Below are 19,892 nucleotides of genomic sequence, written 5' to 3'. Positions count from 1 at the left end.
GCGCGTCGGTCCCCCTGAGGTTCACAGGGGCGGGGCCCGTGTGTTTGCATGGGCCCATGAGCACCATCGTCGCTTTCTCAGTGTCCCCGCTCGGTACGGGAGAGTCCGTCGCCCCGGCCGTGGCCCGCGCGGTCAGGGTCGTGCGCGAGAGCGGACTGCCCAACGAGACCTCCGCCATGTTCACCACCGTCGAGGGTGAGTGGGACGAGGTGATGGACGTCGTCAAGCGTGCCGTGGAGGCCGCTGGCGAGGGCGCCGCCCGGGTCAGCCTGACCCTGAAGGCCGACGTCCGCGAGGGCGTCACCGACGGACTGCACAGCAAGGTGGAGGCCGTCGAGCGCGAACTCGGCGACCTCCACTGACGCCCTTCCGGGCACGGCCCGGGAGCCGGCGGGTCGGATCAACCCGTCGTGGGAGCGCCCGTCGCGGCGAAGTGGGACCTCGCGCCGCTGGTGAACATCAGACCCACCACGACGAAGGCGAAGACCGCCGAGAGGACGGCGCCCAGCCCGTAGATCATCGGGATCATCAGGGCGAGTCCGGCCACGGCGAACGCCGTGTTCACCGCGATGGTCCAAGGGCGCGCCCGCGGGGTGCCCCTGCCGACCATCACGGCGAGGGCGGTCGCCAGGGCCGCGTAGACCAGACAGAGCGCGGCGCCGAAGTAGATGCCCGCGATGTTGTCCTCCGCCGCCTCCAGCATGGCCCCCGCCTCAGCGGGGGCCTCGTCCGCCATGTTGGTGGCGTCGATCGCGACGGCGCCGACGATCGCGGTCGCTCCGACGACGAGCTGGTACACCGCGATGAGGATGAGGAGTACCAGGACGGCGGTGACACTGCCGGGCTTGGCGTGCTTGCTCATGTCTCTGCTTCCTGTTGGGGGAGTCGCTCGCACCGAGACCTAGCCGATTTTTCCGCGACAACACTTGTCATCGGGAAACAGTTGCCTTGTCGCAGGTCGGGTGGTGCCCCGAGGGAAGCGGGACCGTGGTGTCTCGTCCGGGGAGCGCGTCCTAGCGCTCGCCGCCGGGCTTCCACAGGATCTCGTCGCCGTCTCCGGCGACGTGGCGGCCGAGGATGAACAGCAGGTCCGAGAGACGGTTCAGGTACTGCGCCGTGAGCGGGTTGACGCCGTCCCCGTGCTCCTCGATGGCGGCCCAGACCGCGCGCTCGGCGCGGCGGACCACGATGCGGGCCGTGTGCACCAGCGCGACGGTGGGTGATCCCCCGGGCAGGATGAAGCTGCGCAGGGTCGGCAGGTCCGCGTTGTAGGTGTCGCAGGCCTCCTCCAGCCGGGTGACGTACTCCGGCAGGACGCGCAGCGGAGGGTACTCGGGGTCGGGCACGACCGGGGTGGACAGGTCCGCGCCGAGGTCGAAGAGCTCGTTCTGGATCCGCAGCAGGAGGACCCGTACGTCCTCGGGGAGGTCGCCCAGGGCGAGCGCGACGCCGATGGCCGCGTTGGCCTCCTCGGTGTCGGCGTAGCCGACCAGGCGGGTGTCGTTCTTGGAGGTGCGGCTCATGTCACCGAGCGCCGTCGTGCCGGAGTCACCGGTACGCGTGTAGATCTTCGACAGTACGACCGGTGTGTCCGTGTCCCTTGTGCTCATGGGCCTCAGCCTAGGGGAGGGCGCGGTTCGGGTCCCGGGGCGGGGCTCTGGGCACGGGCGAGTCACGGAGGATAACTGTTCAGTCTCATGGGGTGGTGGTGATGTGGCTCACTGATACCTTGAGGCACGAGGAAGCTACGCACCGTAGTTTCCGGCGGTGTTCACGCGCGGACACCCGGGCGGGACTGAGGGGGGTCGCCCGGACGCCCGTACGAGGGGGAGACATCGCGAGGGGCGGGCGGCGTGGAACCGGGGGGTTCACGCCACCCGCCCCTCAGGCTCGCGGGGTCAGCGGGCGTTCAGACGCCTAGCGGAGCCAGGCGTCGCCCTTGCGGGGCAGGTCCACCGTCACGGAGGACATCGACAGCACGCCGTTGACCGGGAGGGTGCTCTCGGCGAAGAACTCCACGCCGTGGGCGCCCGCCGCCGACAGCTCGGCCACCGAGTCCCAGTTGACGTTCTCCATGGTGTCGTCGGCCGTGTGGTAGTACGGGTCGAACGTCTGCCCGGCGGTACCGCCGTACCACTCGGCCTGCTCCTCCGACTTCACGCCGTCGGCGCCGCTGAACAGGCCGCCGGAGGGCACGCCCGCCTGCATGAAGGCGAGGTAGTCGCTGCGGCCGCTGAGCACGCCGGGCTCGCTGACCTGGCCCTGCTCCTCGAAGTAGTCCTCGAAGACCTTGGCGATGGCGCCGGAGCCGGACGGGGCCCCGCCGGACTCCGGCAGGTCCATGCGGCCGTCGAGCACGAAGCGGCCGTAGTTGTGCGAGCCGATCATGTCGAAGTTGAGGTAGAGCGCGAGGTCGTCGAGCCGCTGCTCGTCCAGACCGGCCACGTACTCGCTGGAGCCGACCAGACCGGACTCCTCGGTGCCCCAGAAGGCGAAGCGGACCTGGTTGTTCGGGTCGGGCTGCTCGGCCATCCGGATGGCGGTCTCCAGCAGGAACGCCGTCCCGCTGCCGTTGTCGTTGATGGCCGGACCCTCCTCGACGCCGTCGAGGTGGGCGCCCACGACCACCACGTTGTCGTCCCTGCCTCCGGGGGTCTCCGCGAGCACGCTGTAGGAGCTCTCCTGGCGCACCTCGGAGTCCACCGTGACCCGGAGCTCCAGGTCCGGGATCGACAGCAGGTCAGCGCCGACGAGCCCCGAGACGCCGACGGCCGGGATGGCGGACAGTTCGCCCACGGTGCCGAGGAAGACCTCGTCCTCGTTGTTGACCACGACGGCCGCCGAGGCGCCCGCCTCGGCGGAGTGGGTCACCTTGTCCTCGAAGGCGCAGCTGCCGCGCACGGTGATGGCGACGGCGCCCTCGGGGAAGTCGGCGAAGTCGTCCGGGGAGCAGCCGCTCGCGGCGCTGTCCGGAGCGACCGCGACCGCCGGGGCGGTGACGTCACCGGAGCCCGAGTAGCTCATGGTGACGAAGTCCTGGTCGAGCTCGTACACGTGTTCCTTCGGGGCGGCCTGCGCCAGCACCGCGGGGGAGTTCTCGCGCCAGGCCTCGAACTCGTACTCGTGGCGGTAGGGCTCGTATCCGGCTCGCTTGAGCTGGTCCTCGACGTACAGCGCGGCGACGTCGTACCCGGGGGTTCCGCTCGCGCGGTTGCCCCCGTTGTAGCGGGCGATGGTGGCGAGGTTGGCCATGTGGCCCTCGATCGCCCCGGCCGTCACGAGGTCGGGGAGGTCGGCCTGCTCGGCGTGGGCCGGTGAGCCCGCCAGCGTGCCAGCCGTCATCACGAGGGCGGCCAGACCTGCGGTGGCGGTGGTGCGCCGCCTGGAGGAGGGGAGCCCCGCCGCTCTGTCGCGGGGGCTCCCTGGGGTGGTCGGATGCACGGACTTCCTCCGGTTCGCGGGGGTCCATCGTGCCGTGGTGTGGGGGATGGACGCCAGGGGTGGGCGAGGTACCGGAGAAGCCTCGCAGGAGGTTCCGGTCACGGCAAGGCATGGCGCGGGACATTGCCACAATCAGCCACAGACCTTACGAGAGGGTGCACACTGTGATTTGATGGACGGCCCGAAACGCCCGGATCGTCTTCTCGCGTGGAGTCACCGGAGGCGCGTAGGAGGCCCGGTCACTCCTCGTCCCCGTCGTGCTCCTGGTGCTTGCGCGCTCGGTAGCTGGCACCCGCTCCGCCCATCAGCGCGACGCCCCGGATGTGCACGATCGGAGCTCCCGGATCCACGACGCTGGGGGTGTCGCCCTCGATCCCGAAGCCACCCATGATCGGCAGTCCGTGCACGCGCACCTGGATGTCGTCGGGGACGATGATGCCGACCCCGCCCATGACCGCGCCGAGCCAGATCGTCGTCTCGCGATGGGTGAACCGGGCCTCGCGCAGGTCGAGTTCGACTCCTCCCATGGTCGCCACGGCGAGGAACCGGCGGGGGAGGACCCAGTTGCCGGAGCGGTGCGCGCCACCCATGAGGGCGATCGCGCTGTGGCTCGTGGCGGGCTGGTCGACGATCCGGCTCGCGCCGTACACGGGACGCGGGGACCGGAAGTCGGCGGGGGCAGGGAGACGGGACGGGACCGGATCGGAGCCGGGCAGGTCCTCGGTGAGGGGGACCAGCTCACCGACGGTCCTGGCGCGGTACACCGCGTCCAGCCGGTCACTGTGTTCGTCGGGGTCCAGGCGGCCCTCGGCGAGGGCCTCCCGGAGCAGGTGCGCGACGGCGTCACGGTCGGCGTCGGAGGCGCGCATCCGGCCGTTGCCGTCGTCGTGGGGGGTGAGTTGACTCATCTGTTCCACCATATGCCGATTCTCCCCCTCCGTGGAGGTCCACGGGATCGGGGAGAACCCCCGGGACGACCCTGAGAACCGCGCCCCGGGCTACGTCTGGGGGAGCAGGCCCCGGCGCATCGCCTGGGACACCGCCGAGGTCCGGTCACCCACTCCCAGCTTCTCGTAGACGCGCATGAGGTGGGTCTTCACCGTCGTCGCGCTGATGTGCAGGGCACGGCCGATCGCGGCGTTGGTGAGTCCGTCCGCCGCCAGACGCAGCACCTCGACCTCACGGGGGGAGAGCGCGGGGCCCTCCGGTTCGGTGCGCTGCCGCACCCCGGTGAGCAGCTTGCCCGCCAGTCTGCCGCTGAGCACGGTCTCGCCCCGGGCCGCCGAGCGCACCGCGTCGGCCAGCTCGGCCCTCGGGGTGTCCTTGAGCAGGTAGCCGGTGGCTCCCGCCTCGACCGCGCGCAGGATGTCGGTGTCGGTGTCGTAGGTGGTCAGCACCAGGACGTGGACGGCCGGGTGCTCCGCGCGGATGCGTTCGGTGGCCTCGGCGCCGTCCCCACCGGGCATGCGCAGGTCCATCAGGACCACGTCCGGGACCAGGGACGCCACCCGGGCCACCGCCTCGGGGCCCGAACCGGCGTCACCGACGATGTCCAGGTCGGGCTCGGCGCTGAGCATGCCTCGAATGCCCTCGCGGACCACGGGATGGTCGTCCACCAGAAGGACACGGATCATGGAACGGCTTCCTCTCCGGTGCGGATCATTCGTCCGCGTCGTCGTGGGGGATGGCCAGGCGGACGGTGGTGCCCCGTCCGGGAACGCTCTCCAGGTCCAGGAGTCCGCCCACCGTCGCGGCACGGTGGCGCATGTTGGCCAGGCCGTTGCCGTGGGCGGGCAGGGAGGTGTCGAAGCCCAGCCCGTCGTCCGCCACGGTCAGCCGCACGCCGACGTCCGTGTAGGCGAGGGTGACCGTGGTGGCGCGGGCGCCGGCGTGCTTGCGGACGTTGGCCAGCGCCTCCTGCGCGGTGCGCAGCAGACAGATCTGGAGGTCGTTGGGGAGCTCCTCCGGCTCACCGGTCACCTCCGCGTTCACGGAGATGCCCAGTTCGCGGCCGAGCCGCTCACAGATGCGCCGGAGGGAGGCGTCCAGGCCCTCGTCCTCCAGACGGAGCGACTGACGGGCGGCCACCATGGCACGGGTCTCGGCCAGGTTCTCCGCGGCCGTCTCCCGCATCAGCGCCAGGTGGCGGCGGGCGGTCACGGGGTCGCTGTCCAGCTCGGACTCCACCGCCTGGGCCAGGGTGACGATGCTGGTGAACCCCTGGGCGAGGGTGTCGTGCATCTCCCGGGCCAGGTGCTCGCGCTCGGCCAGGGCCCCGGCCTCCTCGGACAGCCGGGCCACCTCCTCGCGGCTGCGCCGCAGCGCCTCGATGAGCTCGTACCGTTCGACGCTCTGCACCACGATCCGCTCGATCCAGGTCCCGAACCACAGCGCGTAGCCCAGGATCGCGCCGTTGATGAGCAGGCTGACACCGACCGAGGCCCAGTCCTCCCACCCGAGCAGACCGCCCAGGACCGTCGGGAAGAGGAGGATCACGCCCACCGTCGCGACGGCGAGCACGCTGCCCACCGTCATGAAGCAGACGGGGGCGATGGCGATCAGGGCGAACACCAGGGTCGGGTTGAGGATGACGGCGGGCACGCTGGGCAGGAGGAACAGGCCCATCAGACCCAGGGCCCGGCCCGTGCTGGGGAAGTCCTTCTCCGGGCTGATCAGCGGCCGGGCGAAGACCAGGTAGACGACCACGACCGCGACCATCAGCGCCGCCGTCAGCCACCGCCACTCCGGAGGGCCGGTGACCAGGGCCAGCACGATCACCGCCGCCATCGCGACGGTGAAGGCCACGTGCCACCAGGCGCCCATGTTCCACGCGTGCCGCTCGTCCCGGTCCGACGAAGGGTCGGTCCCGGTCGGGGTCGACCCGGTGGGAACGGGTCCGGTGGGATCGGACCCCGGGGGCACCGTCGTCTCCGGCCCCGGGGCCCGGTCCGTCGTCATGGTCATCCGTCCTCGTCATCCGTCCTTGCGGGTCTTCCAGCGGAAGGTCAGGAGTGTCAGGACCAAGCCCACCACACACCAGCCCCCCAGGACCAGGGCGACCATGTGCAGGTCCCAGGCCCCGGACAGTTCCATCACGGCCATCTCGTCGGGGAAGAACGCCGCGCGCATGCCCTGCGCCATCCACAGCAGCGGGAAGAGCGAGGCGCCGGTCAGGATCCAGTCCGGCATGAGATGCACCGGGACGAAGATCCCGGAGGTGAACTGGAGCAGGAGGAAGGGGATCACGACCACGGCGGAGGCCGTCTGCGCGGTGCGGGCCAGGGAGCTCATGGCGATCCCGAGCAGGGAGCAGCCGACGGTCCCGAGCACGAACACCCAGGCGACGGTGGACCAGGCGGCGAGCGTGGACGGCATGGTGCCGCCGAAGAACAGGGTCGCCACCGCGAGGAGGAGGGCCACCTGACCCACGGCGAGGAAGAGCACGAGCAGCGTCTTGCCGACGAAGTAGGCGCTGGGCGGCATGGGGGTTCCGCGCAGGCGGCGCAGCGCCCCCTGGTCGCGTTCGACCGCGATCGCGATGCCGAGCGTCTGGAAGCTCACCGACATCAGGCCCATCGCGATGAGCCCGGGCAGGTAGTAGTCGACCGCCGCCATCTCCATGTCGAACATGCCGTCGAAGATCGACGCGAACATGACCAGGATCAGCGCGGGCAGCGAGAAGGTGAAGATCAGGCTCTCCCACTCGCGGGAGAAGGTGCGGATCTCCATCCAGCCACGGGACAGGCCGACACGCACGGCACCCGGAGGGCGGCCGTGGGCCTCGGGGGCGGGGGAGGCGGGGGCCGCCGCCACGGTGTCGGTGCTCATACCGCGACCTCCTCGTGGGCCTGGTCGTCCTGGATCATGTCGAGGTAGATGTCCTCCAGCGTCGGGCGGTGCACGCTCAGCTCGGGGATCTCCCCGGGGATGCGCGCGCTCAGCTCGGCCACCAGCCGGGTGGGGGTGTCGGTGCGCCTCTCGTGCCTGCGCCCGTCCTCCGTCCAGGAGACGGTGGCCTGCGCGGAGGCGCGGCCGCCCAGCTGCCCGGGGGCGTCCACCGCGCGGATGCGGCCGTTGGCGATCACGCACACCCGGTCGGCCAGGAACTCGGCCTCCTCCAGGTAGTGCGTGGTGAGCACGATGGTGGTGCCCTGACGGGCCAGGCCCTGGATGAGGTCCCAGAACTCCCGGCGCGCCCGGGGGTCGAAGCCGGTGGTGGGCTCGTCGAGGAAGAGCAGTTCGGGGCGGCCGACGATCCCCAGGGCGACGTCGAGGCGGCGCCGCTGACCACCGGAGAGCGCGTCGGGCAGGGAAGCGGCCTTCTCGGAGAGGCCGACCATCTCCAGGACCTCGTCGCTGCCCAGCGCCCGGGGGTAGTAGCCCGCGAAGTGCCGGACGACCTCGCGCACCGGCATCTTGGGGACCATGGTCTCCTTCTGCCACACGATGCCGATCCGGGAGCGCCACACCCGGCCCGCCCTGCCCGGGTCCTCACCCAGCACGCTGACGTCGCCGCCGCTGCGAGTGCGGAAACCCTCCAGGATCTCCACGGCCGTGGACTTGCCCGCGCCGTTGGGCCCGAGGAAGGAGAAGACCTCTCCCCGGGGGACGCTCAGGTCGATCCCCGCGACCGCGTGGTTGTCGCCGTAGCGCTTGGTGAGGCCCTCGACCTCGATGACTGTTCCGCTCATACCCCCAGCGTTCCGTGAACGGGGCGGGCGGGGTGTCCGCTGGGGGGACCGACCGCTGTCCTCCGAACGGAGGACAGACGGGGGCGTGCCAGCACGCGGGCACGCCCCCGGGGCGTCGGTCCGGCTCGGAGGAGCCGGGTCAGAAGAGGCGCAGTGTGTCGGGCTCGATGCCGCGCAGTTCGTCGTAGTCGAGGACCACGCAGGCGATGCCCCGGTCCTCCGCGAGGACCTTCGCCTGGGGCTTGATCTCCTGGGCGGCGAACACACCGGTCACCGGGGCGAGGGAGGGGTCCCGGTTGAGGAGTTCGAGGTAGCGGGTGAGCTGCTCCACGCCGTCGATGTCCCCGCGCCGCTTGAGCTCCACGGCCACGGTGTTGCTCTGCCCGTCGCGGCAGAGGATGTCCACGGGACCGATGGCGGTCGGGTACTCGCGGCGGATGAGCGTGTAGCCCTCGCCCAGCGTGGTGATGTGCTCGGCGAGCAGTTCCTGGAGGTGGGCCTCCACGCCGTCCTTCTGGAGGCCGGGGTCCTTGCCGAGTTCGTGCGAGGAGTCGTGCATGACCTCCTCGATGGTCAGCACGAGCTTCTCACCGGACTTGCTGTGCGTGACCGTCCACACGTCGGGACCGTCCTCGACCGCCTCCTCGCGGAGCTTGCACGGCGGGTTCATCCAGTTCAGGGGTTTGAACGCCCGGTCGTCGGCGTGGATGGACACGCTCCCGTCGGCCTTGATCAGGATCAGGCGGGGAGCCATGGGCAGGTGGGCGGTGAGTCGGCCGACGTAGTCGACACTGCACCGCGCGATGACGAGACGCACGGGACGTCACGTTACCGCCTCCGCCGCGCCCGCGAACCCCCTTCCGAGGGGAGGGGCGTACGGGGGCGCGGGGTCGACGGCGGCGGCACTCCCTAGGCTGGCGGGATGCTCGTGCGCAATCGTTGGGTCGTCCTGTCGGTCAGCATGGTCGCTCAGGTGGCCAGCGTCTCGGTGATGTTCGGGGTGCCGGTCGTGCTGCCGCAGCTGCGCGAGGCCTTCGGGGTCTCCACCGCACAGGCGGGGATGCTGGCGGGCCTGCCCTCGTTCGGGCTGCTGATCACCCTCCTGGCCTGGGGTGTCGTCATCGACCGTGCGGGGGAGCGGGCGACCATGGCGCTGAGCCTGCTCCTCACGGCGGGCGCGCTCGGGCTGCTGTGGACGGTCACGGACCTGTGGGGCGCGGCGGTGGTCCTGCTGCTGGCCGGGGCGGTCGGCGGTCCGGTCAACGCCGCCAGCGGGCGGCTGGTCATGACCTGGTTCGCGCGCCGGGAACGCGGACTGGCGATGGGGATCCGCCAGTCCGCCCTGCCCCTGGGCGTGGGGCTGGCCGCCCTGGTGCTGCCCCGGGCGGCGGACGCGTGGGGTTTCGTCGGGGCGATGACGCTCCCGGCGGGGCTCGCTCTGATCGCCGTCCCGCTGGTGCTGGCGACGCCCTCGGCCCCGCCGGAGACCGTTCGGGAGACCGGCTCCCCGGAGGTCCCCGCCGCACCGGTCCGGACGGAGTCCCCCTACCGCCGGTGGGCGATCTGGCGGGTACACGGCGTGAGCATGCTCCTCGGGGTCCCGCAGGTCACGCTGATGGTCTACACGGTGATCTACCTGGTCCAGGAACAGGGGTGGAGCCCGCCCTCGGCCGGAGCGGTGGTCGCCGCCGCGCAGATCCCCGGGGCGGTGGGGCGGCTCCTCCTCGGCGCCTGGTCGGACCGGACCGGCGACCGCATGCGTCCGGTCCGGTGGCTGGCCGTGGTCTCCGGAGTGGCCCTGGTCCTGCTCACCTTCCTGCCGGACGTCTGGGGCGGGGCGGCGGTCCCCCTGGTCCTGGTCTGCCTGGTCCTGACCATGTGGCACAACGGCCTCACCTTCCTCTCAGTCGCGGAGATCGCCGGTACCGCCTGGGCCGGGCGGGCGCTGGCCGTGCAGAACTGGCTCCAGTCGGTCAGCACCACCCTCACCCCCGTACTGATGGCCGCCGTGATCACGCTCGCGGGGCTGCCCGCCGTGTTCGCGGTGAGCGCCGTCTTCTCCGCGCTGGCCCTCGCCGTGGCCCCTGGCCGGGACGGACGCGTTACCGGGCAGTAGTAAAGATCTGGTCCCGGTGCGCGGTCGGGGACCCCGGGAGGTCTAGGCTGGGGCCCATGGTGCAGGAATTTGACAAGGTCGGCGTCGTAGGACTGGGCACGATGGGTGCGGGCATCGCTGAGGTGTTCGCCAGGGCCGGGTTCCACGTCGTCGGGGTCGAGATCGACCAGGCCGCCCTCGACCGCGGCCGTGGCCACGTGGACAAGTCCCTCTCGCGCGCGGTGAGCAAGGGCAAGATCACCGAGGGGGAGCGCTCGGAGATCGACGCCCGCCTCACGTTCAGCACGTCCCGCGAGGACCTCGCGGACGCCGACTTCGTCGTCGAGGCCGTTCCCGAGCGCATGGACATCAAGCGCGACGTGTTCGGAGACCTCGACCGGATCTGCCCGCCCGGCACGATCCTGGCGACCAACACCTCCTCGCTCTCGGTCACCGAGATCGCGGCGCTGACCGACCGCCCCGAGAAGGTCGTCGGCCTGCACTTCTTCAACCCGGCCCCGGTGATGAAGCTGGCCGAGGTCATCACCACCGTCTCCACCAGCGCCGAGACCGCCGACATCGTGACCGAGGTCGCCAAGCGCGTCGGCAAGACCCCCATCGCGGTGGCCGACCGCGGCGGGTTCGTCGCCAACGCCCTGCTGGTGCCCTACATCAACGACGCCGTGCGGCTCTACGAGCGCCGGATCGCCACCCGCGAGGAGATCGACGAGTCCGCGAAGAAGGCCGCCGGCCTTCCGATGGGCCCGCTCGCCCTCGCCGACCTCGTCGGCCTGGACGTGTGCCTCGCCGTCATGGACGTCCTCTGGGACGAGTTCCGGGACCCCCGCTACGCCGCCTCGCCGCTCATCCGCCGCATGGTCGCCGCGGGCCGCCTCGGCCGCAAGACCGGCCAGGGCTTCTACGGTTCCGGTGACGAGGCCCCCGAGCCCCGCCCCACCGGCCGCCTCGCCGAGATGGTGCGCGAGGAGGAGACCCTCGACCTGGGCGAGATGCTCATCGCGCCGCAGATCGACGACGCCCTGCGGATGGTCGGAGACGGCTACGCCTCCGCCAAGGACGTCGACACCGCCATGCGGTTCGGCTGCGGCTACCCGAAGGGCCCCACCGAGCTCCTGGAGGAGCGCGGCGCGGAGTCCGTCATCACCACGCTCGTGGCCATGGCCGAGTACGGCCTCACCACCATCGCCGTGCCCGCCCCGCTGCTCATGGACCAGCTCCCCGACACCGAGGAGAGCGCCCCGCACGGCGGCTGCGCCTGCCACTAGGGCGGTTCCGTGGATGCTCTCGGTTGATGCGGCGTCCCCGGGGACCTCGGCCGCCGTCACGCCAGTGTGACGGCGGCCACTGTTCTTTCTCTCCTACCCTTGGAGGGTGAGCCCGCGCCGTAACAGCCCCCGCCGCAAGACCGCCCGGGGCAAGAACACCCCCGGAGGCCCCCCGGACGACGACGCGCTCATGCTGCGCGTCACCGGAGGGCAACGCCGGGAGACAGGACCCGACGGCGAGTGGGTCACGCGCCGGATCAGCGGCGCCGCCGCCACCAAGGTCTACCGCTGCCCCGGCTGCGCCCAGGAGATCCCCGCCGGGATGCCCCACGTCGTCGCCTGGCGCCCGTACGGCGACGGCGGTGACCGGCGGCACTGGCACTCCTCCTGCTGGGACCGGCGCACCCACCGCTCGCCCAGGGCCCCCAGACACTGACCTGACGAAGAGGACCCATGGAGATCCGCGCCACCACGGTGCTGCCCGCCGTCCGACGGCCCATCACCCTGCACACCGCCGACGGGCTGGAGCTGGTCGGGGAACTGGCCCTGCCCGAAGGGCGCAGGCCCGTCGCCACCCTCGTCTGTCTGCACCCGCTGCCCACCGCCGAGGGCATGATGGACAGCCACGTCCTTCGCAAGGCGTCCTTCCGGCTCCCCGCGCTCGCCAACGTCGCCGTGCTGCGCTTCAACACCCGCGGCACCACCTCCCGCCACGGCACCAGCCAGGGCGAGTTCGGAGAGGGCGAGACCGAACAGCACGACGTCATGGCCGCCATCGAGTTCACCGAGTTCGAGGACCTGCCCGCACCCTGGCTGCTGGGTTGGTCGTTCGGCACCGAACTGGCCCTCAAGTGGGGCTGCGACCCGCAGATCAGGGGCGCGCTGCTGCTCTCCCCGCCGCTCCACCGCGCCGACGAGTCCGACATGTGGGTGTGGGCCGACTCCGGCAAGCCCGTGGTGGCCTTGGTCCCCGAACACGACGACTACCTGAGGCCCGACGAGGCCCGCGAACGCTTCGCGCCCCTCACCCAGGCCGAGATCATCGGTGTCGACGGAGCCAAACACCTGTGGGTGGGCGAACCCTACGTGCGCCGTGTCCTCGACGAGGTCGTGAAGCGGGTCAACCCGGAGGCGTACCCGCTGCCGACGGAGTGGGACGGGCCGTGGGAGAAGGACACTCCGTAGTCCTGGGCCTCCGCTTCGCTTCGGCCCGTGTTCGGGCGCCCTCCTGTGGTGAGGCGTGCAGGTAGCGCTCACGCCTGTGGCTGAGGCCGGCGGCTCGGTTCCCTCTGCACGGTGTCCGCTGAACGCCGGACGCCCCGGCGCCCCGGCGCCCGAACGGGCACCCCCTTGTGGTGCGGGTGTGTGGGTGGGGCTCGTGGTTGTGGTTGGGGTTCAGACGTGTTTGCTTGGGGCCTCCGCTTCGCTTCGGCCCGTGTTCGGGCGCCCAAGAAGCCAGGGACTTCTTCATCCTCGTCTGTGCCTGGCTCGTTCCTCGCTGGCGGCTTGACTCGTCTTGCAGAACCCTGGCGGCGCCCGAACGAGCACCCCCTTGTGGAGGGGGTGTGAGGGCAGCACTCACGGCTGTGGTTGAGGGGACGGGTGGGCGGGGCTCACGCCTGTGGTGAGGGTGCCAGGGCGGGACTCACGGCTGTGGTTGAGGGGCATGACGAAGGGCCCGGTCCCGGGGTGAACCCCCGGGGCCGGGCCCTTCGTCATGTCAGGACGACTCAGCCGAGGCCGGTCGTTACTCCTGCCACCAGTCCTCGTCGTCGGAGCCCTTGCCGGAGTGCGCGGGCTGCTTCGGCTCCTCCGCCACGGGGGCGGCGGGAGCGGCCGGGGCCTCCTGCTGGATCGCGGCGGGGGCGGGAGCGGCCGGAGCGGCGGGGGCGCCACCGCCACCACCGAGCAGCTGACGCAGCTGCTGGAGGTGCGACTGGATGCTGTCCCGCTGGCGGTTGAGCTCGTCGACCTCCTTCTTGGCGGCCGTCATGATCCGGTTGGCCTCGGACTTGGCGTCGCTCAGCTGGTGGTCGGCCTTGGACTTGGCCTCGGTCTCGATCTGACCGGCGTTCTTCTTGGCGTTGCTGACCAGCTGCTTGGCGTGGTTCTCGGCGTCGCGGCGGGTCTGCTCGGCCTGCTGGCTGGCCTTGGTGGCCCGCTGCTCGGCGCTGGAGGCGCGCTCCTCGGCCTCGTTGACCATCTTCTGCGTGGCGGCCTGGGCGGCGGCCAGACGCTCCGCGTCCTGACGCTCGGCCTCGGCGCGGCGGTCGGCCAGCTGAAGCTCGAACTGGTCCTCGGTCTCGGTGCGGCGCGCCTCGGACTCGGCGTAGGCCCGCTCGGCGTTCTTGCGCAGCTCCTCGGCCTGGCTCTTGGCCGACTGGATCGTCTCGTCGCGCTCACGCTTGGCGGCGGCCCGGGCCTGGGCGCACTCGCGCTCGGTGGTGGTGCGCAGCTTCGCGATCTCGCCCTCGAAGGTGGCGCGCTTCTCCGCGATCTCGTGGTCGACGGCCGAGCGCTTCTTCTGCACCTCGCGCTCGGTGGTCGAGGCCAGCTCGTCGGCCTCGCGGCGGGCGGTGGTGCTGATCTCCTCCGCCTCGGTCTCGGCGGCCTGGCGCTGCTCGTCGGCCTCACGCTGGGCCAGCGTGCGGACCTCGGTGGCCTCCGATTCGGCGGCGGCACGCATCTCGGCGGCCTCGATCTGGGCGGCCGACCGGATGTCGTTGGCGTCGATCTGGGCGCTCTGCACCAGTTCGTTGGCCTGCTCCTCGGCGAGGCGGAGCAGTTCCTCGATGCGCGAGCCCAGACCGGAGTAGGAGGGGCGCTCGCGCTCCTGGAGCTGGCGGTTCTTGGCGTTCAGCTCGGACTTGGCCTTCTCGAGCTGCTTGTTGGACTGCTTGACCTCGTTGCGCAGCCCGTCCAGGTAGTCCTGCACCTGGGTGCGGTCAAAGCCACGCAGCACCACGTCGAACTCTGGCGGGGTGTTGTCCTCGTCGAAGATGTTGTTGAGCTGGGTGTCAATGTTGTTTGACGACATGTGGCGGAATCCTGAACGGGTACGAGACGGCTACGTGCGAACCGCCGGGGGCGACGGGAGGGCGGCTGCTGTGCCCCCGGTGGACGGGGTTGTCGCCGGGGTGGCCGGGGCGCGGGCGGATTGGTGGGGTTCCAGAAATGACCCTGACCGCCTCCGACGGACGCCTGGGCGCTGGTGGACACCCGGGTGCGACCGTCCCGGCTCACTGACCGGACTGCAAGACATGGACCAACGCCGGAAAGCGGATCCGGCAGCTAGCCGACTTTATCAAGCGTGACACCCCTGGGAAGGGGGTTTCGGGTAACTTCCGGCGGGGTGGGTGGTCAACCGCACCTCGGGAGCTCAAGCTGTGATGAGTCCGGAACGTCCCCGTGACGTGAATCGGTCGGCCGCTTCCCTCAGCATGGCGCTAGTGGGCGCTCTGCACCAACTCGGTGAGGACGCCGCCGCAGTCCTTCGGGTGCAGGAACACGATCCGGGAGCCCGCCGTGCCCGACCGGGGCTCGTCGTCCAGCACACGCACGCCGCGCTCCCCGATACCCGCCGCGCTGGCGGCCACGTCGCCGGTGCCGAAGGCGATGTGGTGCACGCCCTCGCCGTTGCGGGCCAGGAACTTCGCCACGGGGGAGTCCTCCCGTGTGGGCTCCAGGAGTTGCAGATACGTCGCGCCGCCGTCGTCCGTGCCGTTGATTCGGAGCATGGCCTCACGGACGCCCTGTTCCTCGTTGACCTCCTCGTGCTCCACCTCGAAGCCGTAGGTGCTCCGGTAGAACTCGACGGACGCGTCGAGGTCGCGGCAGGCGATCCCCACGTGGTCCAACCGGGTCAGACCGCCGAATGGGCCGGTGGGGATGGGTGTGTCACTCACTGGCGAACCTCCCGAACGTCGCTGGGACCTGTGTGGGTATCGTTGCAGACCAACTGCGACACTCATCACCTGGAGGCCAGTCAGATGCCCGGTTCCGTCATCGTCGGTGGGGCCCGCACCCCGACCGGCCGTCTCCTCGGCTCCCTCGCCGGTTTCTCCGCCGCCGACCTGGGGGGCTTCGCGATCAAGGCCGCCCTGGAGCGCGCCGGGATCAGTGGTGACCAGGTCGGATACGTGGTCATGGGACAGGTGCTCCAGGCGGGCGCCGGTCAGATCCCCTCCCGTCAGGCCGCCGTCAAGGCGGGCATCCCCATGGACGTCCCGTCCGTGACCATCAACAAGGTCTGCCTCTCCGGCCTGGACGCCATCGCCCTGGCCGACCAGCTCGTCCGGGCGGGCGAGTTCGACGTCGTCGTCGCGGGCGGCATGGAGTCCATGACCAACGCCCCCCACCTGCTCCCCAAGTCCCGTAAGGGCTACAAGTACGGCTCCGTCGAGGTCCTGGACGCCACCGCGCACGACGGGCTCACCGACGCCTTCGAGGGTGACTCGATGGGGGCCTCCACCGAGCGCCACAACGGCAAGCTCGGTATCGAGCGCCCCGAGCAGGACGCCTTCGCGGCCCGGTCCCACCAGCGCGCGGCGGCCGCCGCCGAGCAGGGCCGGTTCGACGCGGAGATCGTCCCCGTGGAGATCCCGCAGCGCAAGGGCGACCCGGTCGTGTTCGCGCACGACGAGGGGGTCCGACCCGACACCACCGTCGAGAGCCTGGCCCGGCTGCGTCCCGCCTTCGACAGCGACGGCACCATCACCGCCGGATCCTCCTCGCAGATCTCCGACGGCGCCGCCGCCGTGGTCGTGATGAGCCGGGAGAAGGCCGACGAGCTGGGTGTCCCGATCCTCGCCGAGATCGGCGCGCACGGGAACGTCGCCGGTCCGGACAACTCCCTGCACTCCCAGCCCTCCAACGCCATCAGGCACGCGCTCACCAAGGCGGGCAAGGAGGTCGGGGACCTGGACCTCATCGAGATCAACGAGGCCTTCGCGGCGGTCGGTATCCAGTCCACCAAGGACCTCGGCGTCTCGGAGGACATCGTCAACGTCGACGGCGGCGCCATCGCGATCGGTCACCCGATCGGCGCCTCCGGGGCGCGCATCGCCCTGCACCTGATCCACGAGCTGCGCCGTCGCGGCGGCGGGCTCGGCGCGGCCGCCCTGTGCGGCGGCGGTGGCCAGGGCGACGCCCTGCTGTTCACGGTGCCCGGGGAGTAGTACCGACCCGGTCCGTGCGCGGGCCGGTCCGGGGTGAGATCGTACGGGGCGGGGGCACTGGGCCCCCGCCCCGACACATGTCCGCGGGTCGAAGTCGAGGAGTCGCATGAACGCCCCCCAGTTGGTCGATCGGGTTCGCGGGGGTGACCGCCGGGCGCTGGCCCGCGCCATCACCCTGGTCGAGAACGGTGCCGCCGAACTGCGCGAGATCATGGCGGGGCTGGCGCCCCACACCGGCCGGGCCCGCGTGGTCGGGTTCACCGGTTCGCCCGGGGTGGGGAAGTCCACCACCACCAACGCCGTGGTGCGCGCGGTGCGCTCCCGGGGCCTGTCGGTCGCGGTCCTGGCGGTGGACCCCTCCTCGCCCTTCACCGGCGGCGCGCTGCTCGGGGACCGGGTGCGGATGCAGGAACACGCCACGGACGCGGGCGTGTACATCAGGTCGGTGGCCAACCGGGGGCACCTGGGCGGGCTGACCTGGGCGACCCCGCACGCGCTGCGGGTCCTGGACGCGGCCGGGTTCGACGTGATCCTCGTGGAGACGGTCGGAGTGGGCCAGGCCGAGGTGGAGATCGCCGGTCTGGCCGACACCACGGTGGTGCTGAGCGCCCCCGGGATGGGCGACGGGGTCCAGGCCGCCAAGGCCGGGGTCCTGGAGGTGGCCGACGTGTTCGCGGTGAACAAGGCGGACCGCGACGGCGCCAAGGCGACCCTGCGGGAGCTGCGCCAGATGATCGCGATGAAGGACCGTTCGGACGACGAGTGGAAGCCGCCGATCGTCATGACGGTGGCGGCGAAGGACGAGGGGATCGACGAGCTCTGGGCGCGGGTGGAGGAACACCACGCCCACCTGGAGGCCTCCGGCGAGCTCGTGTCGCGGCGCCGCCGGCGAGCCCGCGACGAGGTGGAGGCGATCGTGCTGGACCTGCTGCGCGCCCGGATGGGCGGTGTGGGCTCGGAGCACGGCCTGGACGAGCTGGCCGGGGAGGTCGCGACGGGTGAGCGCGATCCGTACGCCGCCGCCGACCTGCTCCTGAAGGAGCTCGGCGCCACCACGGGGGAGTAGCCCCTGGGGCGACGCCCCGGAAAAGGGGGCGGCCGGGGTGGACCGTCGCACGTCGGTCCACCCCGGCCTGGCGGCGGTGCTCCCCGGATCAGAGCACCGACGCCGCTGGTTCCCGCCACCAGCCTGGACCGGAGGCGGGGGTCCTCGGTCCTATCCGCCGAGCGCCGAGTCGATGGCGGCCATGAGGCTGCCGTCGCCGTCGTCGCCGTCGATGGACCAGATCATGACGCCGCCGAGGCCGTTCTCCGTCACCCAGTCGGTCTTCTGGGTCATGGCGGTCTCGTCGTCGTAGGTCCAGAAGGTCTCGCCGTCGTAGAGCCAGGCCGTGCCGAGGTCGTCGTCACGGAACAGCTCGTAGCCGGAGAGCTCCTTGAGGTTGCGGTACTCCTCGCTGCCGTCGGCGTAGGTGCCGGGGGCTGGGCCCGTCGCGGGCTGGAAGAGCCCGTCGCCGTCGGGGCCCGGTTCCACACCGGTCCAGCCCTGACCGTAGAAGGGCACACCCAGGACCAGCTTGTCCGGGTCGACGCCGCGGTCGAGGTAGGCCTGGATGGTGGTCTGCGTGGAGATGACGTCGCCCGGGTCGCGCGGGTCCGGCGCCAGGTTCGACTGGTGGTTGGTGACCGACTCCCAGGTGCCGTGGTAGTCGTAGCCCTGGACGGTCACGAAGTCCATGTTGGGCATGATCTCGTCCAGCTCGAAGCCGGTGTCGATGCGCCACGGACCGGCGGGCATGAACGAGCTGATCTCGTAGTGGCGGTCGGTCTCCGCGCCGAGCTCGTCCAGCTGGTCGCGGAACTCCTGGACCAGGGCGGTGAAGTTCTCCCGGTCCTCGGGGCGGACCACGTTGTGCGGGTTGCCGTCGGAGGCGGGCCACTCCCAGTCGAGGTCGATGCCGTCGAAGACGCCGTAACCGACGCCCTCGCCGCCGGCCCCGTCGATGACCGGCAGGTCGCCCTTCAGGTACAGGTCGACACAGGAGCTGACCAGCCGCTCACGGGACTCGGGGGTGAGCGCGGCGTCGGAGAAGTGCTTCGACCAGTTCCAGCCGCCCAACGAGATGTTGACGATCAGGTTGGGGTACTGCTCCTTCAGCTTGCGGATCTGGTTGAAGTTGCCCCGCAGGGGCTGGCCAGGGCCGTCGGCGGCGCCGTCGACGCTCTCCGAGGCGGGGACGGCCCGGCCGTAGTCGGCGCGGGCGTCGCCCTGTTCGGGCTCGTTGGTCATGAAGCACTCGCCGTCGGGGCCCACGTTGCCGAACGCGTAGTTGATGTGCGTGAGCTTCTCGGCGCTGCCCGAGTCGACGAGGTCGCGGACGGTGTAGCCGCGCTCCTCGACGCCCCACTGGGTGAAGTAGGCGATGCTGCGGCTGCCGTGCTCGGGCCCCTGGTCGGGCTCTCCCGCGCAGGGGGCGCCGTTGACGGTGCAGCCGAGGAGGTGGCTGTTGCCGCCGGTGTGGACGCCGTTGAACCCGAACCGGTAGCTGCCACCGGCGGGGATCGCGGCGCCCCAGCGCGGCGGGGTCACGGTGTAGCCGTCCTGGGCGGTGCCGGAGAGGGAGGCGTTCCACAGCTCGTGGACGCGGCTGCCGTCGGGGAGGTCGAACTCCAGTGTCCAGTCGGCCAGGTCCGCCCCGGAGGTGTTGTGGACGGTGATCTCGCCGGTGTAGCCGCTGTCCCACCGGGCCGACTCGACGTAGGTCACCCGGAGGTCGGAGGGCTCGGCGCTCTCGGCGGCCACGGGCGGGGCGAAGAGGGCGAGTGGCGCCACCAGCGCGGCGGCGGCCGCCACCGAGAGGTGGTTTCTGAGTCGTCGTGAGCTCACGTCGCGAGTTCTCCTGGGGGGAGGGTGCCAGGGCTTTGGGTGCTGTCCGCGTCCCTGACGTGGGGGGATAAATTTTTAGGAAACTTAACTAATAATTACGGCCCCCGTCAACGCCCCGCCGCGAAGTTTTCCCCGACCTCGTCGGATTCCCTGGGCGCCGACCGGTCGGTTCGACGAGTCTGCCGAGTTGACGGGCCGGACCAGTTCGGTGCGAGGAGAAGTGTCCCCTTGTGGCCACGGACAGCTCTTGACGCCGTGTGCCACGAAAAGGTAGGAGCCCCGACTCGGTGAGTCGGGACTCCTGCTTCTGAGGTG

General features: G+C 71.2%; 19 protein-coding genes. 7 read left to right on the top strand and 12 right to left on the bottom strand.

Annotation, left to right across the window (positions count from 1 at the left end):
- The first annotated feature begins 56 nt into the window (after positions 1 to 56).
- A complete protein-coding gene (locus ACRWK8_RS02785) occupies positions 57 to 362 on the top strand; it encodes an MTH1187 family thiamine-binding protein (protein WP_378740596.1) in 306 nt (101 codons plus the stop codon).
- A 38-nt stretch (positions 363 to 400) separates the two neighbouring features.
- Here the strand turns inward: ACRWK8_RS02785 and ACRWK8_RS02780 are convergent, their stop codons facing one another.
- The 9 genes from ACRWK8_RS02780 to nucS form a co-directional block, all read right to left on the bottom strand.
- Entirely contained in the window at positions 401 to 862 is a 462-nt protein-coding gene (locus ACRWK8_RS02780; RefSeq protein ID WP_378740594.1) for a hypothetical protein, read from the bottom strand.
- A gap of 151 nt (positions 863 to 1,013) precedes the next feature.
- Positions 1,014 to 1,610: a cob(I)yrinic acid a,c-diamide adenosyltransferase gene (locus tag ACRWK8_RS02775; protein ID WP_378740592.1), complete on the bottom strand. Its 597-nt coding sequence runs from the start codon at positions 1,608 to 1,610 to the stop codon at positions 1,014 to 1,016.
- Between the two features lie 307 nt (positions 1,611 to 1,917).
- Entirely contained in the window at positions 1,918 to 3,342 is a 1,425-nt protein-coding gene (locus tag ACRWK8_RS02770) for a M28 family peptidase (protein WP_378741016.1), read from the bottom strand.
- 338 nt (positions 3,343 to 3,680) lie between these two features.
- Positions 3,681 to 4,361, bottom strand: coding sequence for a DUF1707 SHOCT-like domain-containing protein (locus ACRWK8_RS02765; protein ID WP_378740589.1), 681 nt, complete (start codon positions 4,359 to 4,361; stop codon positions 3,681 to 3,683).
- 78 nt (positions 4,362 to 4,439) lie between these two features.
- A complete protein-coding gene (locus ACRWK8_RS02760) occupies positions 4,440 to 5,075 on the bottom strand; it encodes a response regulator (protein ID WP_378740587.1) in 636 nt (211 codons plus the stop codon).
- Positions 5,076 to 5,100: 25 nt separating this feature from the next.
- Positions 5,101 to 6,405: a sensor histidine kinase gene (locus tag ACRWK8_RS02755; RefSeq protein WP_378740585.1), complete on the bottom strand. Its 1,305-nt coding sequence runs from the start codon at positions 6,403 to 6,405 to the stop codon at positions 5,101 to 5,103.
- A gap of 9 nt (positions 6,406 to 6,414) precedes the next feature.
- Positions 6,415 to 7,269, bottom strand: a complete 855-nt coding sequence (locus ACRWK8_RS02750; RefSeq protein ID WP_378740583.1) for an ABC transporter permease — start codon at positions 7,267 to 7,269, stop codon at positions 6,415 to 6,417.
- On the bottom strand, positions 7,266 to 8,132 hold the full coding sequence (locus tag ACRWK8_RS02745) for an ABC transporter ATP-binding protein (RefSeq protein ID WP_378740581.1): 867 nt from the start codon (positions 8,130 to 8,132) through the stop codon (positions 7,266 to 7,268). The genes ACRWK8_RS02750 and ACRWK8_RS02745 overlap by 4 nt, the downstream gene beginning before the upstream one ends.
- A 139-nt stretch (positions 8,133 to 8,271) precedes the next feature.
- Positions 8,272 to 8,949 (bottom strand): endonuclease NucS, encoded by a 678-nt coding sequence (gene nucS / locus ACRWK8_RS02740; protein WP_378740578.1) that lies wholly within the window; start codon positions 8,947 to 8,949, stop codon positions 8,272 to 8,274.
- Positions 8,950 to 9,054: 105 nt separating this feature from the next.
- On the opposite strand from nucS, the gene ACRWK8_RS02735 reads away from it, so the two are divergent.
- From ACRWK8_RS02735 to ACRWK8_RS02720, 4 genes are all read left to right on the top strand, one after another.
- Positions 9,055 to 10,248, top strand: a complete 1,194-nt coding sequence (locus tag ACRWK8_RS02735; protein ID WP_378740576.1) for an MFS transporter — start codon at positions 9,055 to 9,057, stop codon at positions 10,246 to 10,248.
- A gap of 56 nt (positions 10,249 to 10,304) precedes the next feature.
- Positions 10,305 to 11,513: a 3-hydroxyacyl-CoA dehydrogenase gene (locus ACRWK8_RS02730; RefSeq protein ID WP_378740574.1), complete on the top strand. Its 1,209-nt coding sequence runs from the start codon at positions 10,305 to 10,307 to the stop codon at positions 11,511 to 11,513.
- Between the two features lie 106 nt (positions 11,514 to 11,619).
- Positions 11,620 to 11,949 (top strand): Rv1322 family protein, encoded by a 330-nt coding sequence (locus ACRWK8_RS02725; RefSeq protein WP_431868115.1) that lies wholly within the window; start codon positions 11,620 to 11,622, stop codon positions 11,947 to 11,949.
- Between the two features lie 17 nt (positions 11,950 to 11,966).
- Complete coding sequence (locus ACRWK8_RS02720; protein WP_431868113.1) at positions 11,967 to 12,698, top strand: alpha/beta hydrolase; 732 nt, start codon at positions 11,967 to 11,969, stop codon at positions 12,696 to 12,698.
- Between the two features lie 562 nt (positions 12,699 to 13,260).
- On the opposite strand, the gene ACRWK8_RS02715 is transcribed toward ACRWK8_RS02720, so the two are convergent.
- Together ACRWK8_RS02715 and mce are read right to left on the bottom strand one after the other, a co-directional pair.
- A complete protein-coding gene (locus ACRWK8_RS02715; protein WP_431868111.1) occupies positions 13,261 to 14,550 on the bottom strand; it encodes a DivIVA domain-containing protein in 1,290 nt (429 codons plus the stop codon).
- Between the two features lie 409 nt (positions 14,551 to 14,959).
- Positions 14,960 to 15,418, bottom strand: a complete 459-nt coding sequence (gene mce / locus ACRWK8_RS02710; RefSeq protein WP_378740565.1) for a methylmalonyl-CoA epimerase — start codon at positions 15,416 to 15,418, stop codon at positions 14,960 to 14,962.
- Positions 15,419 to 15,502: 84 nt separating this feature from the next.
- Here mce and ACRWK8_RS02705 point away from each other — a divergent pair, with 84 nt between their 5' ends.
- Together ACRWK8_RS02705 and meaB are read left to right on the top strand one after the other, a co-directional pair.
- Positions 15,503 to 16,690 carry an acetyl-CoA C-acetyltransferase gene (locus ACRWK8_RS02705; protein ID WP_378740563.1) on the top strand — a complete coding sequence of 396 codons (1,188 nt, stop codon included), beginning with the start codon at positions 15,503 to 15,505 and terminating at the stop codon, positions 16,688 to 16,690.
- A 106-nt stretch (positions 16,691 to 16,796) separates the two neighbouring features.
- Positions 16,797 to 17,756, top strand: coding sequence for a methylmalonyl Co-A mutase-associated GTPase MeaB (meaB, locus tag ACRWK8_RS02700; protein ID WP_431868108.1), 960 nt, complete (start codon positions 16,797 to 16,799; stop codon positions 17,754 to 17,756).
- A 150-nt stretch (positions 17,757 to 17,906) separates the two neighbouring features.
- Here meaB and ACRWK8_RS02695 read toward each other — a convergent pair whose 3' ends face one another.
- Positions 17,907 to 19,577 (bottom strand): glycosyl hydrolase family 18 protein, encoded by a 1,671-nt coding sequence (locus tag ACRWK8_RS02695; RefSeq protein ID WP_431868106.1) that lies wholly within the window; start codon positions 19,575 to 19,577, stop codon positions 17,907 to 17,909.
- Between the last annotated feature and the right edge of the window lie 315 nt (positions 19,578 to 19,892).

It is taken from the genome of Nocardiopsis eucommiae, assembly GCF_965344335.1.
In the GTDB taxonomy this organism is placed as follows: Bacteria; Actinomycetota; Actinomycetes; order Streptosporangiales; family Streptosporangiaceae; genus Nocardiopsis; species Nocardiopsis eucommiae.
Note: the sequence above shows the minus strand (reverse complement) of the source record. Positions and strands in the feature narration are given on the sequence as shown.

Excerpts from the sequence above, each read along its gene's own strand:
- ACRWK8_RS02785 (WP_378740596.1), top strand. The coding sequence starts at position 57 with ATGAGCACCATCGTCGCTTTCTCAGTGTCCCCGCTCGGTACGGGAGAG.
- ACRWK8_RS02780 (WP_378740594.1), bottom strand. The coding sequence starts at position 862 with ATGAGCAAGCACGCCAAGCCCGGCAGTGTCACCGCCGTCCTGGTACTC.
- ACRWK8_RS02775 (WP_378740592.1), bottom strand. The coding sequence starts at position 1,610 with ATGAGCACAAGGGACACGGACACACCGGTCGTACTGTCGAAGATCTAC.
- ACRWK8_RS02770 (WP_378741016.1), bottom strand. The coding sequence starts at position 3,342 with ATGACGGCTGGCACGCTGGCGGGCTCACCGGCCCACGCCGAGCAGGCC.
- ACRWK8_RS02765 (WP_378740589.1), bottom strand. The coding sequence starts at position 4,361 with ATGGTGGAACAGATGAGTCAACTCACCCCCCACGACGACGGCAACGGC.
- ACRWK8_RS02760 (WP_378740587.1), bottom strand. The coding sequence starts at position 5,075 with ATGATCCGTGTCCTTCTGGTGGACGACCATCCCGTGGTCCGCGAGGGC.
- ACRWK8_RS02755 (WP_378740585.1), bottom strand. The coding sequence starts at position 6,405 with ATGACCATGACGACGGACCGGGCCCCGGGGCCGGAGACGACGGTGCCC.
- ACRWK8_RS02750 (WP_378740583.1), bottom strand. The coding sequence starts at position 7,269 with ATGAGCACCGACACCGTGGCGGCGGCCCCCGCCTCCCCCGCCCCCGAG.
- ACRWK8_RS02745 (WP_378740581.1), bottom strand. The coding sequence starts at position 8,132 with ATGAGCGGAACAGTCATCGAGGTCGAGGGCCTCACCAAGCGCTACGGC.
- ACRWK8_RS02735 (WP_378740576.1), top strand. The coding sequence starts at position 9,055 with ATGCTCGTGCGCAATCGTTGGGTCGTCCTGTCGGTCAGCATGGTCGCT.
- ACRWK8_RS02730 (WP_378740574.1), top strand. The coding sequence starts at position 10,305 with ATGGTGCAGGAATTTGACAAGGTCGGCGTCGTAGGACTGGGCACGATG.
- ACRWK8_RS02720 (WP_431868113.1), top strand. The coding sequence starts at position 11,967 with ATGGAGATCCGCGCCACCACGGTGCTGCCCGCCGTCCGACGGCCCATC.
- ACRWK8_RS02715 (WP_431868111.1), bottom strand. The coding sequence starts at position 14,550 with ATGTCGTCAAACAACATTGACACCCAGCTCAACAACATCTTCGACGAG.
- ACRWK8_RS02705 (WP_378740563.1), top strand. The coding sequence starts at position 15,503 with ATGCCCGGTTCCGTCATCGTCGGTGGGGCCCGCACCCCGACCGGCCGT.
- meaB (WP_431868108.1), top strand. The coding sequence starts at position 16,797 with ATGAACGCCCCCCAGTTGGTCGATCGGGTTCGCGGGGGTGACCGCCGG.